This is a genomic window from Nocardioides marmotae (assembly GCF_013177455.1).
GTDB lineage: Bacteria > Actinomycetota > Actinomycetes > Propionibacteriales > Nocardioidaceae > Nocardioides > Nocardioides marmotae.
Genome location: NZ_CP053660.1, coordinates 4032716 through 4053712, shown reverse-complemented (window position 1 = coordinate 4053712; position 20997 = coordinate 4032716). Strand labels below are relative to the sequence as shown.

The window sequence follows — 20997 nt, the reverse complement described above, 5'->3', positions numbered from 1 at the left end:
GAAGACAAAGTATCTTCCAAGTGAGATATCGTCGAATCGTGACTGCCCCGGACTTCGTCGGCCACGTCCTCGACCAGTGGCACGACGAGCGGCCCGACCTCGACGTCAGCCCCGTCGGGGTCATCGCTCGGCTGCACCGCCTCGCCGCCCGGCTGACCGAGGAGCTGGTCGCGGTCTACGCCGAGCACGGCCTGGGGGAGGGGGAGTTCGACGTGCTCGCGGCGCTGCGCCGCGCCGGCACGCCGTACGAGCTGACGCCCGGCGTGCTCGCCGCCTCGACGATGGTCAGCTCCGGTGCGGTCACCAAGCGCGTCGACCGCTGCGTGCAGCAGGGCTGGGTCACCCGCCGCGTCGACGAGCGCGACGGTCGCGGCCGCGTCGTGGCGCTGACCGCGGAGGGTCGGGCGCTGATCGACCGGGCGTTCGGCGACCACATCGCCAACGAGCACCGCCTGCTCGCCGGGCTCTCCGCGGGGCAGCGCGAGGAGCTCGCCGCGCTGTTGGAGCACTGGGGTCGGGCGCTGGAAGCCGCCGACTAGGGTTCTGGTCATGAGCGAGACCGCGCAGACCCCCGTCACCGGCACCCGCATCGTCGTCGGCAACGACGGCTCGCAGCCCGCGCTGCACGCGCTGGAGTGGGCGCTGGACCACGCCCGCAAGGTCGGCGGATCGGTCACCGTGCTGCGGGCCTGGACGCTGGCGACCGCGCCGCGGCCCAAGACCCAGACCTTCGGCTACGTCCCGCCGCGCGCGGACTTCGAGGAAGCCGTGCTCGAGGACCTGCGCGCCGACACCGCGGCCGCCGTCGCCTCCCACGGCCAGGGCGTCGACGTCCGCTACGAGGCGTACGCCGGCCCCGCCGGCAGCGCCCTGCTCGACGCCTCCGAGCACGCCGACCTCGTCGTGGTCTCCTCGCGCGGCCGGGGCGGCTTCCGCGGCCTGGCGCTCGGCTCGACCTCCGACCAGCTCGTGCGGCACGCCTCCTGCCCGGTCGTCGTCGTGCGCGGCGCGCGGACCAACGAGACCGATCGCACCCGCACCCTCGACGTCGCCGTGCCGACCGCGGAGGACCGGCCCGCCGAGGACCGACCCGCCGAGTGAGCGGGCCGGCCCTGGCGGCCGTGCTTGCGTCGGGGACAGGTCAGGACGGCACGTAGTCGAACGTGTCCGGGTCCGGGCCGGTGCGGCCGGCCGCACCGCGGTCCAGCGCGCTGATCTCGGCGACCTCCTCGACGGTGAGGGAGAAGTCGAAGATGTCGAAGTTCTCCCGGATCCGCTGCTCGGTGACCGACTTGGGGAAGACGATGTCGCCGCGCTCGACGTGCCAGCGCAGGGTCACCTGGGCGGGCGTCTTGCCGTACGTCGCCGCGATCCGGCCGATCACCTCGTCGTCGAGCACCGCACCCTGCGCGATCGGCGACCAGGCCTCGACCTCGACGCCGTGACGGATCGAGGCGGCGCGGGCGTCCTCGTTGCAGAAGTAGGGGTGGACCTCGATCTGGTTCACCGCCGGGACCACGCCGGTCTCCTCGACGATCCGGTCGAGGTGGGCGGGCTGGAAGTTCGAGACGCCGACGGCGCGGGCGCGGCCCTGCTCGACGAACTCGGTCAACGTGCGCCAGGTCGAGACGTAGTCGCCGTCGTACAGCGTCGGCAGCGGCCAGTGGATGAGGAACAGGTCGATGGTGTCCACGCCGAGCTTGGCCAGCGTCTCGTCGAAGGCGCGCCGGGCGTCGTCGGGTCGGTGGAACCCGTTGTTGAGCTTGCTGGTGATCCACAGCTCCTCGCGCGGGATGCCGGAGGCCTTGACCGCCTCGCCGACGCCCGCCTCGTTGCGGTACATCTGAGCGGTGTCGACGTGCCGGTAGCCGATCTCCAGCGCCGTGCCGACCGCGCGGGCGGTCTCCTCCGGCGGGACCTGGTAGGTGCCGAACCCGAGCTGCGGGATCGTGGTCTGGTTGTTGAGGGTGATCGTCGGGACGCTCATGCCTCCCGACAAGACCAGCCGCCTCCAAATCCTTCCCCGACGCGCCGACGGGAGAGGATGGTCACGTGAACGCTCCCGAGCCGGTCCCGTACACCGCCTACGACACCCGCCTGGCGTCGTACGCCGTGATCACCGACGACGAGGGCCGGATCCTGCTCGCGCTGTGGAACGAGTCGCCCGACGGCGGCCGGTGGACGCTTCCCGGCGGCGGTGTCGACCTCGAGGAGACGGCCGAGCAGGGCGCGGTCCGCGAGGTGCGCGAGGAGACCGGGTACGACGTCCGGCTCGACCGGCTGCTCACCGTCGACAGCTACGTCATCCCCGCCTCCCGCCGCCACATCGAGACCGACCGGCCGATGAAGGCGGTGCGGGTGCTCTTCGCCGCCACGATCACCGGCGGCGAGCTCACCGCCGAGATCGGCGGCAGCACCGACGAGGCCCGCTGGTTCACCCCCGCCGAGGCCGCCCGCCTCCCGCACGTCTCCCTCGTCGACCTCGCCCTCGACCTCCTCTGACCCTCCCCCGCCCGCCGAGGTGGGACTCCTGCAGGGTCGAGGTGGGACTCGTGCGGGGTCGAGGTGGGAGTCCTGCAGGGTCGAGGTGGGACTCGTGCAGGGTCGAGGTGGCGCTCGTGCAGGGTCGAGGTGGGAGTCCTGCAGGGTCGAGGTGGGAGTCCTGCAGGGTCGAGGTGGCAGTCGTGCAGGGCCGGGTCAGGCCGGACGTCGCCGGCGGTACGCCGGGTGCTGCTCGCCGCGGGCGTGCCGACGCCGGTGCGGGCGCTGCCGCTCGGCGATCGCGTCGCGCAGCTCGGTGAGCCACCGCTCGGACGCCGGGTGGGCCAGGTCGGCCCGGCGCACCACGATGACGATCCAGCCGTCGGCCCGGAGCGCGGCCCGGCGGCGCTCGTCGGCGGCCCGGTCGGCGGCCGAGGAGTGGTGCTCCTCGCCGTCGTACTCCACCGCGACCTTGAGCCCGCGGTAGCCGAGGTCCAGGCGCACCAGCCCGTAGCCGTCCACCCAGACCTCGACCTGGGGCGTCGGGGCGGGCAGGCCCTCGTCGAGGATCACGCAGCGGGTCCACGACTCGGGCATCGACTCCGCGAGGTCGGTGGAGAGCGGGATGAGCTGGCGCAGCTGGGTGACGCCGCGGCGGCGGGCATAGCGCGGCAGCATCCGGACGAGGTCGGCCTCGCTGAGGTCGAAGCGTCGGCGGAAGGCGTCGAGCACGGCCAGTGCCGTGCGGCGACCGCGCAGGGTCGCCAGGTCGCACGCGGTGCGAGCCGGGCTCGTGACGAGCACCCCGCCCTCGAGCACGGAGATGTCCGCGTCGCAGAGGGCCCGCTTGCCGGCGTACGTCCCCTCCCGGCGGGTCCGGTCGTGGCCGCCGTACGAGACGACCTCGAGCGGCGGCACCGTGCCGACCTCGTCGGGGTCGAACGCGTCGATGCCGTGCAGCCACGCGGCGGACCGGTCGCACACCACCACGTGCGCCGGCAGCACGAGGGCGGCCGCCGCCGCCCGCAGCCGGACGGAGTCGGGGACGTCCGCGCGGCAGTAGACGTGGTGCAGCACCTTGCGCACCTCGCCGGTGGCGACGAGCCGGTCGAGCACGCCGCGGCCGACGCCGCAGCGCGCGAGCTCGTCGCGGGTGAAGGGTCCATCGGGCAGTCGGCTCATGGGTGAGGTCTGCCCGTACTCGGCCCGGCCGGACCCACCGCGTCCGCAGCCTGTGGATGACGCTGCAGGAGTGCCACCTCGATGCTGCAGGAGTGCCACTTCGACCCTGCACGGGTCCCACTTCGACCCTGCACGGGTGCCACTTCGACCCTGCACGGGTCCCACTTCGGCGGCTAGCGTGGCGGGATGAGGCGGTGGGGGGCGGGGCTCGTGGTGTTGGGGCTGCTGCTGGCCGGGTGCACCGACGAGACCTCCGAGCCGCGGCCGGCCGCCGACCCGGGCCCGCGGGCGAGCACGAGCCCGAGCGATGGTCTCAGCCCCAGCCCCAGCCCCAGCCCGAGCGCCGGGCCGGACGCGGAGCTGGTCGTGGTCGGCCACGCGACTGAGCCGCAGCCGCGCCTGTCGAGCCGTACGACGGCGCGGCTGGTGTCCGGCGAGGTGACCCGGTGGCGCGGCCGGCGGGTGGTGGCGACCGGCCCCGTCGAGCGCCGGCTGCGGGCGGTCGAGCGCGGCCCCGGCACGCTGGCGGTCGTGCCGGTGGACGACGTCGGCCCGACGGTCACCGTGGCGCGGGTGGGCGGCCGCGACCCGGTCCGCGACGACCCGCGGGCGATCGACCTGACGGTGGTCGGCGACGTGATGCTGGTCCGCGGGGTGCCGGACCCGTGGGGTGCGCTCGCCCCGACGGCCGGCCGGCTCCGCGCCGCCGACGTCACGGTCGGCAACCTGGAGAGCACGCTGAGCCTCGACGGCGCGCCGACCCAGGGCGGTGACTCGTTCGGGTCGACGCCGGCCCTGCTGGGGCCGCTCCGGCGCGCCGGGTTCGACGCGTTGTCGCTGGCCAACAACCACGCCGGCGACTTCGGGGTGGGCGCGCTGCTCGACACGGTCCGCACGCTGCGGGCCAGCCCGATCGAGGCGTTCGGGGCCGGGCGGGACCGCAGGGCGGCCAGCCGGCCGGCGTACCTCGGGCGGGGCGGGGTGCGTTTCGCCTTCGTCGGCTTCAACGCCATCGGCGAGACGCCGCAGGCCACGCCGACGCAGCCCGGCGCGCTCAGCGTGCGGATGCCGCCGCGGACCGGCCCGCTCGTGGAGGCCGACCTGCGCCACGTCGAGCGCACGATCGCCCGCGCGGCGGCCGAGGCCGACGTGGTGGTCGCGCTGCCGCACTGGGGCACGCAGTACACCCACCGCCCCGAGCCGGTCCAGCGCGCCGTCGCCCGCCGGCTCGTCTCCGCCGGCGCCGACCTCGTCGTCGGCGGCCACCCGCACTGGGTGCAGGGCGTGGACGTGGTCGACGGCGTGCCGGTGCTGCACTCGCTGGGCAACTTCGTCTTCGACATGGACTTCATGGAGCAGACGCTGGAGGGGGTCGTGCTCGAGGCGACCTTCTGGGGCGGCGACCTCAAGGCCGTCCGCTTGGTGCCCTACGCGATGGACCCGACCACGTTCGCCCCGCGGTTCGTCCGCGGCGAGCGCGCGGCCGGCATCCTGGCCGACGTGTGGTCCACGAGCACCGGTCCGTACGCCGTCAGCGGAGCCAGCTGACCACGGTCCGCGCCGTGCGGCCCAGCTGGTCGCGGGAGACGACGGCCGGCACATCGGTGGCGCGGTGGTACGCCGCGTAGGACGTGCTGCCCAGGCGCGCCCCGGGCAGGCCCGCCCGCACGAAGGACCAGTGGTCGCTGGAGCGCTGCTCGAGGTCGCTCACCGCCGGCACGCCGGCCCGCTCGGCCGCCGCGAGCAGCTGCCGCTGCACCTGGTCGCCGTCCCCCGCGCTCCCCACCGGCAGCACCGACCCGACGCCGACCCGGTCGAGGGAGACCATGCCGTTCAAGCTGCCCCGCTCGGCGGTCGACAACCCGGCGACGTACGCGCGTGAGCCGTAGTGGTGGTCGTCGTCGCTCGGACCCCGCGGCTCCTCGGAGCCGAACGCGACCAGCACCACCGGCAGGCGGGAGCGCCGCCCCGCCAGCGCCTCGGCGACCGCGAGCAGGACGCCGACGCCCGAGGCGTTGTCCTCCGCGCCCGGCGCCTGCGGGACGGTGTCGAGGTGGGCGCCGACGAGCAGCCACGGCCGCCCGGGCCGGACGTCGCCCCGGGTCGCGATGACGTTGGTCGAGGGGCCGCCGCGGACCGGGATCCCCCACGAGATGCCCGCCGGCGTCGGGAACCGCTGCTGCTCCACCGACCAGCCGAGCTCGCGGAAGCGGCCCGCCACCCACCGGGCGGCACGCCGGTACGCCGCCGACGTCCCCGGCCGCGGGCCGACCGTGCCCGCGAGGTGCTCCACCGCGGCGACCGCCGTCGCGACGCGCACGTCGTCGGGGGAGACCCGACGCACCGGCTCGGCCGGCGGGGCAGGCGGGGTCGGCGCGTCCGAGGTGGGGGAGGGCGCGGCCGAGGTGCGGGACCGCTCGGCGCCCGGGGCCGGGTCGGGGGTCGGCGCGGACTCGCTGCACGCACCGGTGAGGCAGGCGAGGGCCGCGACCGAGGCGATCGTGATCCGGCGCACGTCCCCGATGGTGCCCTACCCAGGCCCCGAAGCAGAGGAGGGACGAGTGGTGCGCACCACATCCGGCGGCCGGGAACAACCCCGCCCCACCCTCCGTTGTGCCCAGTGAGCAAAGTTGAGTTTGACGGACTCAAGGGGTCTGTCACACTCGGACTCGCACCGCGGGCGCCCCGGCGCTCCCGGTCCCCGACATCCCCGCCGGCAATCCCGGCGGGCACCCAGCAAGACCCAGCAAGATCCCCAGCACCACCACAGGCACCACACCCAGCACCACACTCAAGCGGAGGTTGCACCCATGGCACGTGCGGTCGGCATCGACCTCGGCACGACGAACAGCGTCGTGTCGGTCCTGGAGGGCGGCGAGCCCACCGTCATCACGAACGCGGAAGGCGCCCGCACCACCCCCTCGGTCGTCGCGTTCTCCAAGTCCGGCGAGGTCCTCGTCGGTGAGGTCGCCAAGCGGCAGGCCGTCACCAACGTCGACCGGACCATCCGCTCGGTCAAGCGCCACATGGGCACCGACTGGAAGGTCAAGATCGACGACAAGGAGTTCACGCCGCAGCAGATCAGCGCGTTCGTGCTCCAGAAGCTCAAGCGCGACGCGGAGGCCTACCTCGGCGAGCCGGTGACCGACGCGGTCATCACCGTGCCGGCGTACTTCTCCGACGCCCAGCGCCAGGCCACCAAGGAGGCCGGCGAGATCGCGGGCCTCAACGTCCAGCGCATCGTCAACGAGCCGACCGCGGCCGCGCTGGCCTACGGCCTGGACAAGGGCGACGACCAGCTGATCCTCGTCTTCGACCTCGGTGGCGGCACCTTCGACGTCTCGCTGCTGGAGATCGGCGAGGGCGTCGTGGAGGTCAAGGCGACCTCCGGTGACAACCACCTCGGTGGTGACGACTGGGACTCCCGCGTCGTCGAGTGGATGGTCACCAAGTTCAAGAACGCCAACGGTGTCGACCTCGCCGCCGACAAGATCGCCAAGCAGCGCCTCCAGGAGGCCGCGGAGAAGGCGAAGATCGAGCTGTCCTCCTCCTCGGAGACCACGATCCACCTGCCCTACATCACCCACGGCGAGTCCGGCCCGCTGCACTTCGAGGAGAAGCTGACGCGCAGCGAGTTCCAGAAGCTCACCGCCGACCTGCTCGAGCGCACCAAGAAGCCCTTCCAGCAGGTCCTCAAGGACGGCGGCGTCAGCGTCTCCGCGATCGACCACGTGGTCCTCGTCGGCGGCTCGACCCGCATGCCGGCCGTGACCGACGTCGTCAAGGACCTGCTCGGCGGCAAGGAGCCCAACAAGGGCGTCAACCCCGACGAGGTCGTGGCGCTCGGCGCCGCGCTCCAGGCCGGCGTCCTCAAGGGCGAGGTCAAGGACGTCCTGCTGCTCGACGTCACCCCGCTCTCCCTCGGCATCGAGACCAAGGGCGGCGTGATGACCACGCTGATCGAGCGCAACACCACGATCCCGACCAAGCGCTCGGAGATCTTCACGACCGCCGACGACAACCAGCCCTCGGTCGAGATCAAGGTCGCCCAGGGCGAGCGCCAGATGTGGTCGCAGAACCAGCCGCTCGGCAACTTCGAGCTGACCGGCCTCCCGCCGGCCCCCCGCGGCGTGCCGAAGATCGAGGTCACCTTCGACATCGACGCCAACGGCATCGTCCACGTCACCGCGAAGGACCAGGCCTCCGGCAAGGAGCAGTCGATGACGATCTCCGGCGGCTCGGCGCTGTCGAAGGACGACATCGACCGGATGGTCCGCGAGGCCGAGCAGTACGCCGAGGAGGACGCCAAGCGTCGCGCCGCGGTCGAGGCCCGCAACCAGGCCGACCAGCTCGTCTACACGACCGAGAAGTTCCTCGCCGACAACGGCGAGAAGATCCCGGACGAGGTCAAGACCGAGGTCCAGGCCGACGTCGACGCGCTCAAGGCGACGCTGGAGAACACCGAGGCCTCCTCGGAGGAGATCCAGGCCGGCGTCACCAAGCTCGGTGAGTCGAGCCAGAAGATGGGTGCGGCGATGTACGCCGCGGCCGAGGCCGACGCCTCCGCCGCGGGCGGCAACGCCGGTGCGACCGGCGAGGCCGACGACGACATCGTCGACGCCGAGGTGGTCGACGAGGGCACCGAGGGCGAGGCCAAGTGAGCGGCGCCCAGCAGCCCGAGGACATCAATGGCCCGCCGATGACCGACGACCCGGTCGACCCGGTCACCGGCGACGCGGCCGGCCACGTGGACGAGGCGGGGGTCGCCGAGACCCCCGCCGCGCCCGGGCCCGACCTCGCCCCCGAGGACGTCGCGGGCGAGCCGGGCGCCGAGGGCTCGGCCCCCGACCCGGCGCAGGACGAGCTCACCCTCACCCGGATGGAGCTCGCCGAGCGGACCTCCGACCTGCAGCGACTGCAGGCCGAGTTCGTCAACTACAAGCGCCGCGTCGAGCGGGACCGCGACCTGATCCGGGAGAACGCGACGTACGCCGCGCTCACGCCGATCATCGAGGTCCTCGACACCATCGACCGGGCGCGGGAGTCGGCGCAGCACCAGGGCCAGGAGCTCGAGGCCGGGTTCAAGGCCGTCGCCGAGCAGCTCGAGCGGACCGTCGAGCGGCTGGGGCTGACCAAGTTCGGCACCGCGGGCGACGCGTTCGACCCGAGCCTGCACGAGGCGCTCAGCCACCTCGGCGAGGACCCGGAGGTCGAGGTGACCACCTGCAAGGTGATCGCCAAGGCGGGCTACCGGATCGGCGACCGCGTGGTGCGCGCGGCGCAGGTCCTGGTCGCGGACCCGCCCCAGTAGACGAACGCAGCAGGAGACACGTGACGAAGGGAGGGAGGTGCGCGTGAGCACCGACGACGGTTTCCGGGCCGACTGGGCCCAGAAGGACTTCTACGCCGAGCTCGGCCTGAAGAAGGACGCCACGGCCGACGAGATCAAGAAGGCCTACCGGCGGCTCGCGCGCGCCAACCACCCCGACTCCAACCCCGGCGACACCGCCAAGCACGAGAAGTTCAAGGCGGTGGCCGAGGCGTACGACGTCGTCGGAGACCCCGAGAAGCGCAAGAAGTACGACGAGATGCGCTCCCTCTACGCCTCCGGCGGCTTCCGTGGCGGCGGGGGCGGCTTCGGCGGTGGTGGCGCGGGCGGCATCAACCTCGAGGACCTGCTCCGCGACCGCGCCGGCGGTGGCGGCGGCTTCGGGGACATGTTCGGGGACATCTTCGGGGGTGGCGGCGGCTTCGGGCGGCGCACCCAGCAGGCCCGCCGGCCCACCAAGGGCGCCGACGTCGAGACGACGGCGACGATCGGCTTCACCGACGCGATCGAGGGCGTGACCGTCTCCCTGCGGCTCTCCTCCGACGCGCCCTGCCCCACCTGCTCGGGCACCGGCGGCAAGCCCGGCACCAAGCCCCACGTGTGCCCCGAGTGCGAGGGCGCGGGGTACGTCGTGTCCTCGGCCGGCGGCGCGTTCGCCATCAACGAGACCTGCCCGCGCTGCGGCGGCCGGCAGCTCATCTACGACGAGCCGTGCCCCACCTGCCACGGCAGCGGCCGCGGCACCTCGGCGCGCACCATCCAGGCCCGGATCCCCGCGGGGGTCAAGGACGGCCAGCGGATCCGCCTGCGCGGCAAGGGCGCGGCAGGGGAGAACGGCGGCCCGGCCGGCGACCTCTACGTCACCGTCAAGGTCTCCCCGCACCGGATCTTCGGCCGCAAGGACGCCAACCTCACCCTCGAGGTGCCGATCTCCTTCGACGAGGCCGCGCTCGGGGCCGAGGTGAAGATCCCGACGCTCGGGGGCGCCCCGGTCACCCTCCGGATCCCCGCCGGCACGCCCACCGGCCGCACGTTCCGCGTGCGCGGCAAGGGCGCGCCCAAGGCCGACGGGTCCAAGGGCGACCTGCTCGCCACCGTCGAGGTCCAGGTCCCGGCGGTGCTGGACGCGCGGACCCGAGAGGCGGTCGAGGCCTACCGCGAGGCGATGGCGGGCAAGCCGCTGCGGGCCGGGCTGTTCGAGGGGAGCTGAGGATGACGGCGTCGACGACCCCGCCGTTCGTCCCGGGCCCGGACGCCGCCGTCTACGTCATCAGCGTCGCCGCCGAGCTCACCGGGCTGCACCCCCAGACGCTGCGCACCTACGAGCGCCTCGGCCTGATCACGCCGGGGCGCACCGTCGGCGGCGGCCGGCGCTACTCCCACCGCGACATCGAGCGGCTGCGCGAGATCGCCGACCTGACCTCGGCCGGCATCGGCATCGAGGGCGTGCGCCGGATCATGGAGCTGCAGAACCAGGTCGACGCGCTGCGCGCCCGCAACGAGGAGCTCCGAGACGAGCTCGACGCCACCCGCGAGGCGCTGCGCCAGGCGGTCACCACGCGACGTACCGAGGTCGTGGCGAACAAGCTGCCCGTGCTCCGCTCGCCCGACCCCACCGCCGCGATCGTCGTCTGGCGCCGCAGCCGCTGACCCGCCGCTGACCCGTGCCCGGCCTCAGCAGGCGCGCAGGCTGATGGTGAAGACCGACCCGCCGTAGGGTCCCGGCGCGTACGACGCCCGCCCGCTCTGCGCCTCGGCGAGGGTCCGCACGACGTAGAGGCCCAGGCCGGTGCCGGTCGCGACGGTGCCGTGGGCGCGGCTGAACTCGCCGAACAGCGAGGCGCGGAACTCCTCGGGCACCCCCTCGCCGGCGTCCACGACGTCGATGGAGACCAGGTCGCCGTCGGGGCGCACGTGCACGGTGTACGGCGCGGCGCCGTACTTCTGGGCGTTGCCCAGCAGGTTGGTGAGCATCTGCTCGAACCGCAGCGGGTCGGCGCGCACGAGCCGCTCGTCCTCGACGCGGAGCGTGACGTCGTAGCGGTCGGCCACGACCGACTCGATGGCGGAGCGCGGGTCGACGGTCTGCAGGTCGATGCGGAGCGTGCCGCGCTGGATCTGCGCGGCGGTCAGCAGGTCGGCGGTGATGCTGTCGAGCATCCGCGCCTGGCGGGCCACGGAGGTCATCAGCCGGTCGCGCTGCTCGGCGTCGAGGTCGGCGCCGGCCCAGCCGATGGTCTCGGCGATGCCGCAGATGACGGCGACCGGGCCGCGGATCTCGTGCGCGGTCGTGGCGATCGCCCGGCGCAGCAGCCCGACGTCGTCGGAGGCCGAGTCGAGGTAGACCAGCACCGACCAGCCGGTGCGGCGCAGGGTGGCGCGGGCCGCGCCGCCGGGCAGGACGATCTCGAAGGAGGCGTCGCCGTCGAGCCGGTGGAAGGCGACCGGGCCGGCCAGCTGCGGGGCCACGAGCGAGAGCGGGGTGCCGGGCGCGCACCGCTCGACGAGCAGGCGCTGCGCGACGGTGTTGGCGTAGACGACGCGGAACAGCGGCTCGTCGGCCAGCTCGAGCACGCCGTACGGCGCCATGCCGAGCGCCTCCCAGGACGAGACGTGCGCGCCGATCGGCGGCTGGGTCGGCTCGCTGGTGTCCGGGGCGTGCACGGTGGGCCGGGGGGAGGTCTCCTCCTCGACGGTGAGCGTGTCGCCCGCGTCGTCGGTCATCTGGTCGGGCTCCTCCGGGGCGGTGCTCGGCGGCTCGGGGACCACCGAGAGGGGGCGGGGCGCGCGGACCGGTCCTCCGGCCGTGACGGCACGGACGTAGTCGAGGATCGAGGTGAGCGAGGCGCCCTTCTGCACGTAGCCGTCCGCGCCGGCGGCCATCGCGCGGGCCGACATCTGGGTCGCGCCGAAGCCGGAGAGCACCACGATCCTGGCCTGCGGGGCGAGGCGCCGGATCGAGGGCAGCGCCTCGAGGCCGTCCATGACGGGCATGGACAGGTCGAGCAGGACCACGTCGGGCCGGGTCTCGCGGACCGCCTCGATGCCGGCGCGGCCGTCGCCGGCCTCGGCGACCACCTCGAAGCCGCCCCGGTCCAGGGCCATGCGCAGCAGCTCGCGCAGGTCAGCGGTGTCGTCGATGATGACGACGCGGCTGGGCTCGATGCGGGGTGCGGTGCTCATGTGGGCGGCCTCTCGGTGGGGGTGCCTTCCGTGGTGGCCGCGGTCGCGGCGGTCGCGGCGGCCGGGGCGATGACGTCGGCCGGCGCGCTGCGGGTCATGCCCACGGTGAAGTGCTCGCTGCCGAGCAGGTCGGTGATGATCCGGCTGGCGGATTCGATGGAGGTCTCCAGCGCCCGGTTCGCCTTGGCGGGGTCGTCGAGGTCGAGCGCCATCTTCGCCACGACCATGCCCTGCAGGACGGTGTCGTTGAGCTCGAGTGCCTGCTGCTCGCGGCGGCGGAGGTCCTCGAAGAGCTGGGCGCCCTGCATGAGGGAGGAGTAGGTGCGGCGCAGCGACCAGTACCAGACGCCGACCAGGGCGCCGAAGATGTCGGAGATCGCCAGCGGCCATCCCCACGCGGTGCGCATCGCGTAGCCCGCGGCCAGGTCGTAGCCGAGCTCGGGCATCAGCATGTGCACCGAGTGGGCGCCGTGGTGGACCGCGCAGGAGAGGAAGATCGCCGCGGTGGCCGCCCCGAGCGGGTTGGACCGCAGCTGGTGGCTGCGCCACAGCGGCACGATGATCGCGACGCTGATCAGCAGGTAGGCGACCATGATCACGGTGTTGCACACCAGGCCGACGACCCAGGACTCGATCATGCCGCCACTCCGCTCGTCGACGTCAGGGCCAGGACCAGGGCGGACCCGAGGAGGAACCATCGGGCCGCGGGCTGCCACTCCCGCCACGCGGCCGCCGCGGCCGGGCGGGTCGCGGTGGCTCCGCGGGCGAGCAGTCGGGCGCACGCCGCGACGAGGACCAGCTGCCACCCGACGGCGAGCAGGTCCCAGGCGCCGACCGGCTCGGGCTCCCCGAGGCCGGGGACGCCCGGCAGGCCGGTGGTGCGCGAGGCCAGCCACACCGCCACCAGCCCGGCGTTGCCGAGCAGCGCGGCGCGGACCGACCCGACCGACGGACCCTGGAGGGCGTGCGCGGCCCAGGCCAGCTGGGCCAGCCCGCACGCGAGGAAGAACGCGCCCAGCAGCGGCTGGGCCGCGAGGTGGGCCGCGCCGACGGCCGCGTGCACGCCCGCGGCGGCCAGCGCGGCGACCAGCGCGAGCGGGGCGGTGAGGCGGGCGTCGTACGACGGAGCCGGGCGGGGGCGCCGGGCCGCGGCGCCGGCGAGGAAGAACGGCGTGGCGGTGGGTACGCCGCTGGGCGCGCCGGCCGCCAGCCGCTGCCGGACCTCGTGGACCCGTCGCTCGTGCTCGTCCCGCGGCGTCGCGGGCGCCGGGTTGAGCCGCGGTGCGAGCCCCGGCGCGAGCCGGTCGAGCGCCGAGGGCAGCACGAGCGCCACCATCCCGGCGGTCCCGCCGAGGACGATGGTCCAGTGCACGCCGTGCGCGAGCAGGCTCGCGCCGCTCGCGGCCGTCCAGGCCGTCATGTGTCCCTCCCCCGCCCCCGCCGCGGCGAGGACTCCCGCGGCGAGGCTAGGTCGACGGACCGGGGACGTCGGGTCGTTCGTGGGAAATCGGGCGGCAACTGCCCGGCCGGACTAGGCAGGAGGCGGGGACCCCGGCCGATCGGCCACCCCCGGTCGCGACCTTCGACCCTGGACGGGCCCCCGGCGCCACCTGCGGGAACTGAAGGAAGTTGAGCGGAACAGACTCAACTTCTGGCGCGTTGGTACCGATGACGACCACACTGGTCCCCCGCACGCAACAGGAGACGCCCATGAGCCAGTTCGGCGCCGAGAAGTTCACCACCCGCAGTCGCGAGGCCATCGAGGCTGCCCAGCTCTCCGCCACGACCGCCGGCAACAGCCACACCGAGCCGATCCACCTCCTGGTGGCCCTGCTCCTCCAGGAGGGCGGCACGGCCGCCAACCTGGTCGCCAAGGCCGGGGTCGACGTGGCCGGCCTGGTCCGTGTCGCCGCCGCCGAGCGCGACCGGTTGCCGAAGGCGTCGGGCGCGACGGTGCAGCAGCCCACCGCCTCGGCCGCGCTGACCCGCGTGCTCGCCAGCGCGCTCGACCTCGCGTCCTCGATGAAGGACGACTACGTCGCCAGCGAGCACCTGCTGATCGCGCTGGCCACCGTCGAGAGCAGCGCCCGCACCGTGCTGACCGACGCCGGACTGACCGCCGAGGGGATGCGCGAGTCGCTGACCGCCGTCCGCGGCAACCGCCGGGTGACCAGCGAGGACGCCGAGTCGACCTACGAGGCGCTCGAGAAGTACTCCGTCGACCTGACCTTGGCCGCCGAGGAGGGCCGGCTCGACCCGGTCATCGGCCGCGACGCCGAGATCCGCCGGGTGGTCCAGGTGCTCTCCCGGCGCACCAAGAACAACCCGGTCCTCATCGGCGAGCCCGGCGTCGGCAAGACCGCCGTCGTCGAGGGGCTCGCCCAGCGGGTCGTCGCCGGGGACGTGCCCGACTCCCTCAAGGGCCGGCGCGTGCTGAGCCTGGACCTCGCCGCGATGGTGGCCGGCGCGAAGTACCGCGGTGAGTTCGAGGAGCGGCTCAAGGCGGTCCTGGAGGAGATCAAGGACGCCGGCGGCCAGATCATCACCTTCATCGACGAGCTGCACACCGTCGTCGGGGCCGGCGCCGGCGGCGACTCCGCGATGGACGCGGGCAACATGCTCAAGCCGATGCTCGCGCGCGGTGAGCTGCACATGATCGGCGCGACCACGCTCGATGAGTACCGCGAGCGGATCGAGAAGGACCCCGCGCTGGAGCGCCGCTTCCAGCAGGTCTTCGTCGGCGAGCCGAGCGTCGAGGACACCGTCCAGATCCTGCGCGGCATCCAGGAGAAGTACGAGGCCCACCACGGCGTGCGGATCACCGACGCCGCCCTGGTCGCCGCCGCGACCCTGAGCGACCGCTACATCCCGGGCCGCCAGCTGCCCGACAAGGCCATCGACCTGATCGATGAGGCCGCGAGCCGGCTGCGGATGGAGATCGAGTCCTCCCCGGAGGAGATCGACGAGCTGCGCCGCCGCGTCGAGCGGCTGAAGATGGAGGAGTTCGCGCTGGAGAAGGAGAGCGACGAGGCCTCCGTCGACCGGCTCGAGCGGCTGCGCGCCGACCTCGCCGACCGCGAGGAGGAGCTGCGCGCGCTCGAGGCCCGCTGGGAGACCGAGAAGCAGTCCCTCGAGGGCGAGGGCGAGCTGCGCCGCCGGCTCGACCAGCTGCGGATCGAGGCCGAACGGCTCCAGCGCGAGGGCGACCTCGGCAAGGCCAGCGAGATCCTCTACGGCCGCATCCCCGAGCTCGAGGCGCAGATCGAGACCGCCTCCACGACGTCCACGTCCACCCTCGAGCCGCTGGTGGGCGAGGAGGTCGGCGCCGAGCAGGTGGCCGAGGTCGTCGAGGCCTGGACCGGCATCCCGACCGGCCGGATGCTCGAGGGCGAGACCGCCAAGCTGCTGCGGATGGAGGAGGTCATCGGCGAGCGGCTGATCGGGCAGCGCGAGGCCGTGACCGCGGTCAGCGACGCCGTACGCCGCTCGCGGGCCGGCATCGCCGACCCCAACCGGCCGACCGGATCCTTCCTCTTCCTCGGCCCCACCGGCACCGGCAAGACCGAGCTGGCCAAGGCGCTGGCCGACTTCCTCTTCGACGACGAGCGGGCGATCGTCCGCATCGACATGAGCGAGTACTCCGAGAAGCACTCGGTCTCCCGGCTGGTCGGTGCGCCTCCGGGCTACGTCGGCTACGACGAGGGCGGCCAGCTCACCGAGGCGGTCCGCCGCCGGCCGTACTCCGTCGTCCTGCTCGACGAGGTGGAGAAGGCGCACCCGGAGGTCTTCGACATCCTGCTCCAGGTCCTCGACGACGGCCGGCTGACCGACGGCCAGGGCCGCACGGTCGACTTCCGCAACACCATCCTCATCCTGACCAGCAACCTCGGCTCGACCTACCTGGTCGACCCGACGCTGGAGCCGGAGAAGAAGAAGGAGTCGGTGATGGCGGTGGTCCGGTCCTCCTTCAAGCCCGAGTTCCTCAACCGGCTCGACGAGATCGTCACCTTCGACGCGCTCTCGCTGGCCGACCTGACCAAGATCGTCGACCTCCAGCTCGCGCTGCTCGAGCAGCGGCTGGCGGTGCGGCGCATCACGATCCACGTCAGCGACGCCGCCAGGACCTGGCTCGCCGAGAAGGGCTGGGACCCGGCGTACGGCGCCCGGCCGCTGCGCCGGCTCATCCAGTCGGCCATCGGCGATCCGCTCGCCCGGATGCTCATCGCGGGCGAGGTCACCGACGGCGGCTCGGTCTCGGTCGACCTCGGCGAGGAGGGTCTGGCGCTGCGGGCCGACTGACCTGGGAGACTGGCGCCATGAGTGATCAGCCCGTCCGTCCCCGCCAGGCGACCATGTCGGCCTGGATGATCATGGGCGGCTCGCTGTTCGTGGTGCTCTCGGTCTTCGAGCGGGTCTCGGGGCTCACCAGCCTCGAGACCCGCGAGGGCGTCGAGGAGTTCCTCGCGGTCCCGCCCGGCGACGGCCTGGGGCTGGAGACCGGCGAGGTCCTCGACGTCCTCCGGGTGCTGTCGATGACCGCCGGCGCCTGCGCCGCAGCGATGGCCGTGCTCGGCTTCTACGTCCTCCAGCGCTCCCGCAGCTCCCGGGTGGCGCTCTCGCTGCTGGCCGTGCCGCTCTTCGTGACCGGCATGGCCGTCGGCGGGTTCGTCTCCTCGGTCGTGGCCGCGGCGGTGGTCGTGCTGTGGATGCAGCCGACCCGCTCCTGGTTCGACGGGACCGAGCCGCCCGCCCGCCCCGAGCGCCCCGAGCGGGGCGGCCGTCCCGAGCGGGCCGACCGGGCCGAGCCGGCCGAGCGGGTCGACCGCAATCTCGACCGCGCCGCGGACGCCCCGGCCCAGCGGCCCGCGGCCGAGCCGCGCGCCTGGCAGGGGTTCGGCACCTCCGCCGCCGGGCAGCCGGCCCAGCAGCCCGGCCAGCAGCCCGGCCAGCACTACCAGCATCAGGGCCAGCCGTGGCCGCCGGCCGGGCCGCCCGCCGCGCAGGACCGCGCCCGTCCCCCAGGCGTGGTCTGGGCCTGCGTGCTCACCTGGGTGGGCACCGGTCTGGCCGCGCTCGGGATGGGCATGGCGGTCCTGGCGGTGCTCGCCGCGCCGGAGTTCGTGACCGAGCAGGTGCGCCGCAGCGGAGACCTCCAGCAGGGCGACCTGTCGAGCTCGGCGATCCGCGACGCGGTCCTGGTGACCGGGATCCTGGTGATCGTCTGGTCGGTGCTGGCCGCCGTCGCGGCGGCCTTCGCGTGGCGCGGCGCCCCCTGGGCCCGGATCGTCCTCGTGGTCTCCGCCTCCCTCGCCTCGGTGCTGTGCCTGGCCAGCGTGCTGCTGGGCGACCCGCTCGCGCTCGCGCCGCTCGCCATCTGCGTGGCCGCGCTCCTCCTGCTCGCGCGCCCCGAGGCGCGCCGGTGGTTCGCCACCGCGCCCCGACGCTGACGCCGCGGGTTCTGCGGGGAGTTCTGGGAGACTGGTGGGCATGAGCAGCCCCTACGGATCGCCCCCGCCGGACGAGGACCCCTACGGTCAGCGACCCGCGGACCAGTCGGACCCCGCGCAGCAGCCCTCCGCCCCGGACCAGGCCCCGAACCCCTACGGCCCGAACTCCTCCGGCCAGAACCCCTACGGCCAGGACTCCTACGGCCAGTCGCCCGCCGGGCAGCAGCCGGCCCCGGGCCAGGCGCCGTACGGCCAGGCCCCCTACGGCCAGCCGCCCGCCGGCCAGCAGCCGTACGGCCAGCCCTACGGCGCGGCGTACGGCACCGCCCCCCGCGACCCCGACGAGCGCCCCGGCACCGTGACCGCGGCCGCGGTCATCACCTTGATCACGGCCGGCCTCTCGGCCCTGCTCTACGGGCTGGTCGCGGTGGCGCTGATCGTCGCGCGCGACTCCCTCGCCGATGACCTGCGACGCACGATCGAGGACGACCCGGCCTTCGACGGCACCAACATGCCGACCGGCGACGAGCTCACCGGGTTCCTCATCGTCATCATGATCGTGCTGTGCCTCTGGTCGGTGATCGCGTGCGTGCTCGCGGTGCTCGCGATGCGCCGCTCGAACGTCGCCCGCATCCTGCTCGTCATCAGCGCTGCCATCACCGCGCTGTTCAGCCTGGTCGGCATCGTCTCGGTCGTCTCGGCGGTGCCGCTGATCGCCTCGATCGCGGTGATCGTGCTGCTCTTCGTCGGCGGCGCCGGCGACTGGTTCGCCCGCCGCGGGCAGCAGCAGCAGGAGCAGCTGCCCCCCGGCACCTCCCAGCCCTGGGGCTGATCTCCCGAGATCAGGCCGGATCAGGCCCCGAGGTCGGCCTCGCGCAACCGCGCGAGGCCGTCCTCGATCACCGAGGCGTCCTTGCAGAACGCCCACCGCACCAGGTGCCGGCCCGCCTCGACGTCGTCGTGGAAGGCCACCGCCGGGATCGCCACCACCCCGGCCCGCTCGGGGAGCGCGAGGCAGAAGGCCCGCCCGTCCTCCCAGCCGTACGCCGCCACGTCGGCGATCGCGAAGTAGGTGCCCTCCGGCACCCGCACGTCCATCCCCACCTCGGCCAGCCCCGCGCAGAGCAGGTCCCGCCGCTCGCGCAGGTCGCGGGCCAGCTCCAGCGGCCACTCCGCCTCCTCGTCGAGCGCCCGGGCGACCGCCGGCTGCAGCGGCGCGCCGGAGGTGAACGTCAGCCACTGCTTGGCGCCCAGCAGCGCGCCCACGAGCTCGCGCGGGCCGGTGGCCCAGCCGACCTTCCAGCCGGTCAGCGACCAGGACTTGCCGACGCTGGAGAGGGTCAGGGTGCGCTCGCGCATGCCGGGCAGGGTGGCCAGCGGCACGTGCTCGTGGCCGAAGGTGAGGTGCTCGTAGACCTCGTCGGTGACGACGACCAGGTCGTGCTCGACGGCCACCTCCGCGACCGCGGCGAGCTCCGCGCGGGTCAGCACCGTCCCGGTCGGGTTGTGCGGGGAGTTCAGCAGGATCAGCTTCGTGCGCGGGCCGACCGCGGCGCGGAGCTCGTCGGGGTCGAGGCGGAAGTCCGGCGCGCGGAGCGTGACCGGGCGGCGTACCCCTCCGGCCATCTGGATCATCGCGGTGTAGGAGTCGTAGTAGGGCTCGAGCACCACCACCTCATCGCCCGGGTCGACCAGGCCGAGGAGCGCCGCGGCGATCCCCTCGGTGGCGCCGGTGGTGACCACGACCTCGGTGTCGGGGTCGAGCTCGAGGCCGTAGTGGCGCTGCTGGTGGCGGGCGACGGCCTGCCGCAGTGCGGGGACGCCGGGGCCCGGGGCGTACTGGTTGTGCCCCTCGCGCAGCGCGGCCACCGCCGCCTCGCGCACCGAGGCGGGGCCGTCGGCGTCGGGGAAGCCCTGGCCGAGGTTGACCGACCCGGTCCGCAGCGCGAGCGCCGACATCTCGGTGAAGATCGTCGGCGGGATGCCGTGCAGGCGGGCGGCCGTGCGGGCGGCCGTGCGGGCGGCCGTGCGGGCGGCCGTGCGGGGAGTCACCACGCCGGCCAGGGTACGCAGCCCGAGCCTGTGGGGGCGTGCGCGACAATGGCGGCCGTGACCACGACCGACGACTCGCTCGCCGCCGACATCGACGCCTGCTGCCGCCTGACCGGGACCTTCACGCTCCGGTCCGGGCAGGTGGCCCCGGAGTACTTCGACAAGTACCTCTTCGAGGCCGACCCGATCCTGCTCCAGCGGGTGGCCCGGGAGATGGTGCAGCTGCTCCCGCACGACACCGAGCTGGTGGGCGGGCTCGAGCTCGGCGGGGTGCCGCTGGCGACGTCGGTGAGCGGGATGACCGGCACGCCGGCGCTGTTCGTGCGCAAGAAGGCCAAGGAGTACGGCACCTGCAAGCTCGCCGAGGGGCCCGCCGTCGCGGGCCGCCGGGTGACGCTGATCGAGGACGTCATCACCACCGGCGGGGCCGTCCGCGACGCCACGCTCGCGCTGCGCGAGGCCGGCGCCCTGGTCGAGGTCGTCGTCTGCGCGATCGACCGCAGCCCGGCGGGGGAGCAGCCGCTCGCCGACCTCGGGCTGGAGATCCGCGCGGTGCTGACCAAGGCCGACCTCGACGCCGCCCGCGCCGCGGCCACCGCCACCGCCACCGACGCCGCCGGTACCGCGTGACCGCCGCCGCCGTCCTGACCAGCGCGGTCCTGGCCGCGTCCTCCTCCGGGGACTCCCAGGACCTCGACGGGGTCGCCGGCTGGGCCGTGGACCTGATGGAGCGGCTCGGCGCGCCCGGCGCCGGGCTGGCCATCGCGCTGGAGAACCTCTTCCCGCCGCTGCCCAGCGAGCTGATCCTGCCCCTGGCCGGCTTCACCGCCAGCCGGGGCAGCTTCACCCTCGCCGAGGCGATCGGCTGGACCACCGCCGGCTCGGTGGTCGGCGCGATGCTGCTCTACGTGCTCGGCGTGCTCATCGGCCGCCGGCGGATCTACTGGGTCTGGGAGCGTCTCCCGCTGGTCAAGGTCGAGGACCTGGAGAAGACCGAGGCGTGGTTCGGCCGGCACGGTCGCAAGGCGGTGTTCTTCGGCCGGATGATCCCGATCTTCCGCAGCCTGATCTCGGTGCCCGCCGGGCTGGAGCGGATGCCGTTCGGCCAGTTCCTGCTGCTCACCCTCGCCGGCTCGGCGATCTGGAACACCGTCTTCGTGCTGGCCGGCTACTGGCTCGGCGAGCAGTGGCACCGCGTCGAGGAGTACGTCGGCGTCTTCCAATGGATCGTCATCGGCACCGTCCTCGCCGCCGTCTGCTGGTGGCTGGTCGTCCGCGTCCGCGCCATCCGCCACGAGCGCCGCTCCACCTGACCCCGCCGGC

Annotated in this window: 20 protein-coding genes; 13 read left to right on the top strand and 7 right to left on the bottom strand. The window is 73.9% G+C overall.

Translation table 11 applies throughout. The features are described 5' to 3' along the window. Positions 1 to 38: 38 nt before the first annotated feature. On the top strand, positions 39 to 539 hold the full coding sequence (locus tag HPC71_RS19260; RefSeq protein WP_257866245.1) for a MarR family winged helix-turn-helix transcriptional regulator: 501 nt from the start codon (positions 39 to 41) through the stop codon (positions 537 to 539). Between the two features lie 10 nt (positions 540 to 549). Further along, positions 550 to 1101: a universal stress protein gene (locus tag HPC71_RS19255; RefSeq protein WP_154616623.1), complete on the top strand. Its 552-nt coding sequence runs from the start codon at positions 550 to 552 to the stop codon at positions 1099 to 1101. Positions 1102 to 1141: 40 nt separating this feature from the next. On the opposite strand, the gene HPC71_RS19250 is transcribed toward HPC71_RS19255, so the two are convergent. Next, a complete protein-coding gene (locus HPC71_RS19250; protein ID WP_154616624.1) occupies positions 1142 to 1987 on the bottom strand; it encodes an aldo/keto reductase in 846 nt (281 codons plus the stop codon). A 65-nt stretch (positions 1988 to 2052) separates the two neighbouring features. Here HPC71_RS19250 and HPC71_RS19245 point away from each other — a divergent pair, with 65 nt between their 5' ends. Beyond that, complete coding sequence (locus HPC71_RS19245; RefSeq protein WP_216656472.1) at positions 2053 to 2502, top strand: NUDIX hydrolase; 450 nt, start codon at positions 2053 to 2055, stop codon at positions 2500 to 2502. A gap of 195 nt (positions 2503 to 2697) precedes the next feature. Here HPC71_RS19245 and HPC71_RS19240 read toward each other — a convergent pair whose 3' ends face one another. Next, positions 2698 to 3663, bottom strand: a complete 966-nt coding sequence (locus tag HPC71_RS19240) for a type IV toxin-antitoxin system AbiEi family antitoxin domain-containing protein (protein ID WP_154616625.1) — start codon at positions 3661 to 3663, stop codon at positions 2698 to 2700. A gap of 186 nt (positions 3664 to 3849) precedes the next feature. Here HPC71_RS19240 and HPC71_RS19235 point away from each other — a divergent pair, with 186 nt between their 5' ends. Further along, positions 3850 to 5211 carry a CapA family protein gene (locus tag HPC71_RS19235; protein WP_154616626.1) on the top strand — a complete coding sequence of 454 codons (1362 nt, stop codon included), beginning with the start codon at positions 3850 to 3852 and terminating at the stop codon, positions 5209 to 5211. On the opposite strand, the gene HPC71_RS19230 is transcribed toward HPC71_RS19235, so the two are convergent. Continuing rightward, a complete protein-coding gene (locus HPC71_RS19230) occupies positions 5195 to 6178 on the bottom strand; it encodes a M28 family metallopeptidase (RefSeq protein ID WP_154616627.1) in 984 nt (327 codons plus the stop codon). The genes HPC71_RS19235 and HPC71_RS19230 overlap by 17 nt on opposite strands. Positions 6179 to 6473: 295 nt before the next feature. Here HPC71_RS19230 and dnaK point away from each other — a divergent pair, with 295 nt between their 5' ends. From dnaK to HPC71_RS19210, 4 genes are read left to right on the top strand one after another with little or no spacing between them, the layout of a single operon-like run. Then, the gene (gene dnaK, locus HPC71_RS19225; protein WP_154616628.1) at positions 6474 to 8324 is read left to right on the top strand and encodes a molecular chaperone DnaK; all 1851 of its coding nucleotides are present in this window, start codon (positions 6474 to 6476) and stop codon (positions 8322 to 8324) included. Next, positions 8321 to 8974, top strand: coding sequence for a nucleotide exchange factor GrpE (gene grpE, locus HPC71_RS19220; RefSeq protein ID WP_253943803.1), 654 nt, complete (start codon positions 8321 to 8323; stop codon positions 8972 to 8974). Before dnaK ends, grpE begins: the two co-directional genes overlap by 4 nt. 43 nt (positions 8975 to 9017) lie before the next feature. Further along, positions 9018 to 10202, top strand: coding sequence for a molecular chaperone DnaJ (dnaJ, locus tag HPC71_RS19215; protein WP_171897068.1), 1185 nt, complete (start codon positions 9018 to 9020; stop codon positions 10200 to 10202). Between the two features lie 2 nt (positions 10203 to 10204). Beyond that, complete coding sequence (locus HPC71_RS19210) at positions 10205 to 10642, top strand: heat shock protein transcriptional repressor HspR (protein ID WP_154612594.1); 438 nt, start codon at positions 10205 to 10207, stop codon at positions 10640 to 10642. A gap of 24 nt (positions 10643 to 10666) precedes the next feature. Here the strand turns inward: HPC71_RS19210 and HPC71_RS19205 are convergent, their stop codons facing one another. The 3 genes from HPC71_RS19205 to HPC71_RS19195 are packed head-to-tail and all read right to left on the bottom strand — an operon-like array spanning position 10667 to position 13595. Further along, the gene (locus tag HPC71_RS19205) at positions 10667 to 12175 is read right to left on the bottom strand and encodes an ATP-binding response regulator (RefSeq protein ID WP_154616629.1); all 1509 of its coding nucleotides are present in this window, start codon (positions 12173 to 12175) and stop codon (positions 10667 to 10669) included. Further along, complete coding sequence (locus tag HPC71_RS19200; protein ID WP_154612596.1) at positions 12172 to 12813, bottom strand: hypothetical protein; 642 nt, start codon at positions 12811 to 12813, stop codon at positions 12172 to 12174. Before HPC71_RS19200 ends, HPC71_RS19205 begins: the two co-directional genes overlap by 4 nt. Next, entirely contained in the window at positions 12810 to 13595 is a 786-nt protein-coding gene (locus tag HPC71_RS19195) for a hypothetical protein (RefSeq protein WP_154616630.1), read from the bottom strand. Before HPC71_RS19195 ends, HPC71_RS19200 begins: the two co-directional genes overlap by 4 nt. A 290-nt stretch (positions 13596 to 13885) precedes the next feature. On the opposite strand from HPC71_RS19195, the gene clpB reads away from it, so the two are divergent. Genes clpB through HPC71_RS19180 form a run of 3 tightly spaced genes read left to right on the top strand, consistent with a single transcriptional unit; the run spans position 13886 to position 18454 of the window. Next, entirely contained in the window at positions 13886 to 16474 is a 2589-nt protein-coding gene (gene clpB, locus HPC71_RS19190) for an ATP-dependent chaperone ClpB (RefSeq protein WP_154612598.1), read from the top strand. Positions 16475 to 16491: 17 nt separating this feature from the next. Next, entirely contained in the window at positions 16492 to 17622 is a 1131-nt protein-coding gene (locus tag HPC71_RS19185) for a hypothetical protein (RefSeq protein ID WP_154616631.1), read from the top strand. A 40-nt stretch (positions 17623 to 17662) separates the two neighbouring features. Further along, complete coding sequence (locus HPC71_RS19180; protein ID WP_154616632.1) at positions 17663 to 18454, top strand: DUF4064 domain-containing protein; 792 nt, start codon at positions 17663 to 17665, stop codon at positions 18452 to 18454. Between the two features lie 20 nt (positions 18455 to 18474). Here HPC71_RS19180 and HPC71_RS19175 read toward each other — a convergent pair whose 3' ends face one another. Then, positions 18475 to 19677: a pyridoxal phosphate-dependent aminotransferase gene (locus tag HPC71_RS19175; RefSeq protein WP_284438245.1), complete on the bottom strand. Its 1203-nt coding sequence runs from the start codon at positions 19675 to 19677 to the stop codon at positions 18475 to 18477. Between the two features lie 45 nt (positions 19678 to 19722). On the opposite strand from HPC71_RS19175, the gene pyrE reads away from it, so the two are divergent. Beyond that, positions 19723 to 20304: an orotate phosphoribosyltransferase gene (gene pyrE / locus HPC71_RS19170; RefSeq protein WP_154616633.1), complete on the top strand. Its 582-nt coding sequence runs from the start codon at positions 19723 to 19725 to the stop codon at positions 20302 to 20304. After that, positions 20301 to 20987: a DedA family protein gene (locus tag HPC71_RS19165; protein ID WP_253943801.1), complete on the top strand. Its 687-nt coding sequence runs from the start codon at positions 20301 to 20303 to the stop codon at positions 20985 to 20987. The genes pyrE and HPC71_RS19165 overlap by 4 nt, the downstream gene beginning before the upstream one ends. The last annotated feature ends 10 nt before the right edge of the window (positions 20988 to 20997 follow it).

Bases quoted from the DNA above. Each gene is read 5' to 3' on its own strand.
- HPC71_RS19255 (WP_154616623.1), top strand. From the start codon at position 550: ATGAGCGAGACCGCGCAGACCCCCGTCACCGGCACCCGCATCGTCGTC.
- HPC71_RS19250 (WP_154616624.1), bottom strand. From the start codon at position 1,987: ATGAGCGTCCCGACGATCACCCTCAACAACCAGACCACGATCCCGCAG.
- HPC71_RS19240 (WP_154616625.1), bottom strand. From the start codon at position 3,663: ATGAGCCGACTGCCCGATGGACCCTTCACCCGCGACGAGCTCGCGCGC.
- HPC71_RS19235 (WP_154616626.1), top strand. From the start codon at position 3,850: ATGAGGCGGTGGGGGGCGGGGCTCGTGGTGTTGGGGCTGCTGCTGGCC.
- dnaK (WP_154616628.1), top strand. From the start codon at position 6,474: ATGGCACGTGCGGTCGGCATCGACCTCGGCACGACGAACAGCGTCGTG.
- HPC71_RS19210 (WP_154612594.1), top strand. From the start codon at position 10,205: ATGACGGCGTCGACGACCCCGCCGTTCGTCCCGGGCCCGGACGCCGCC.
- HPC71_RS19205 (WP_154616629.1), bottom strand. From the start codon at position 12,175: ATGAGCACCGCACCCCGCATCGAGCCCAGCCGCGTCGTCATCATCGAC.
- HPC71_RS19200 (WP_154612596.1), bottom strand. From the start codon at position 12,813: ATGATCGAGTCCTGGGTCGTCGGCCTGGTGTGCAACACCGTGATCATG.
- HPC71_RS19195 (WP_154616630.1), bottom strand. From the start codon at position 13,595: ATGACGGCCTGGACGGCCGCGAGCGGCGCGAGCCTGCTCGCGCACGGC.
- clpB (WP_154612598.1), top strand. From the start codon at position 13,886: ATGAGCCAGTTCGGCGCCGAGAAGTTCACCACCCGCAGTCGCGAGGCC.
- HPC71_RS19185 (WP_154616631.1), top strand. From the start codon at position 16,492: ATGAGTGATCAGCCCGTCCGTCCCCGCCAGGCGACCATGTCGGCCTGG.
- HPC71_RS19180 (WP_154616632.1), top strand. From the start codon at position 17,663: ATGAGCAGCCCCTACGGATCGCCCCCGCCGGACGAGGACCCCTACGGT.
- pyrE (WP_154616633.1), top strand. From the start codon at position 19,723: ATGGCGGCCGTGACCACGACCGACGACTCGCTCGCCGCCGACATCGAC.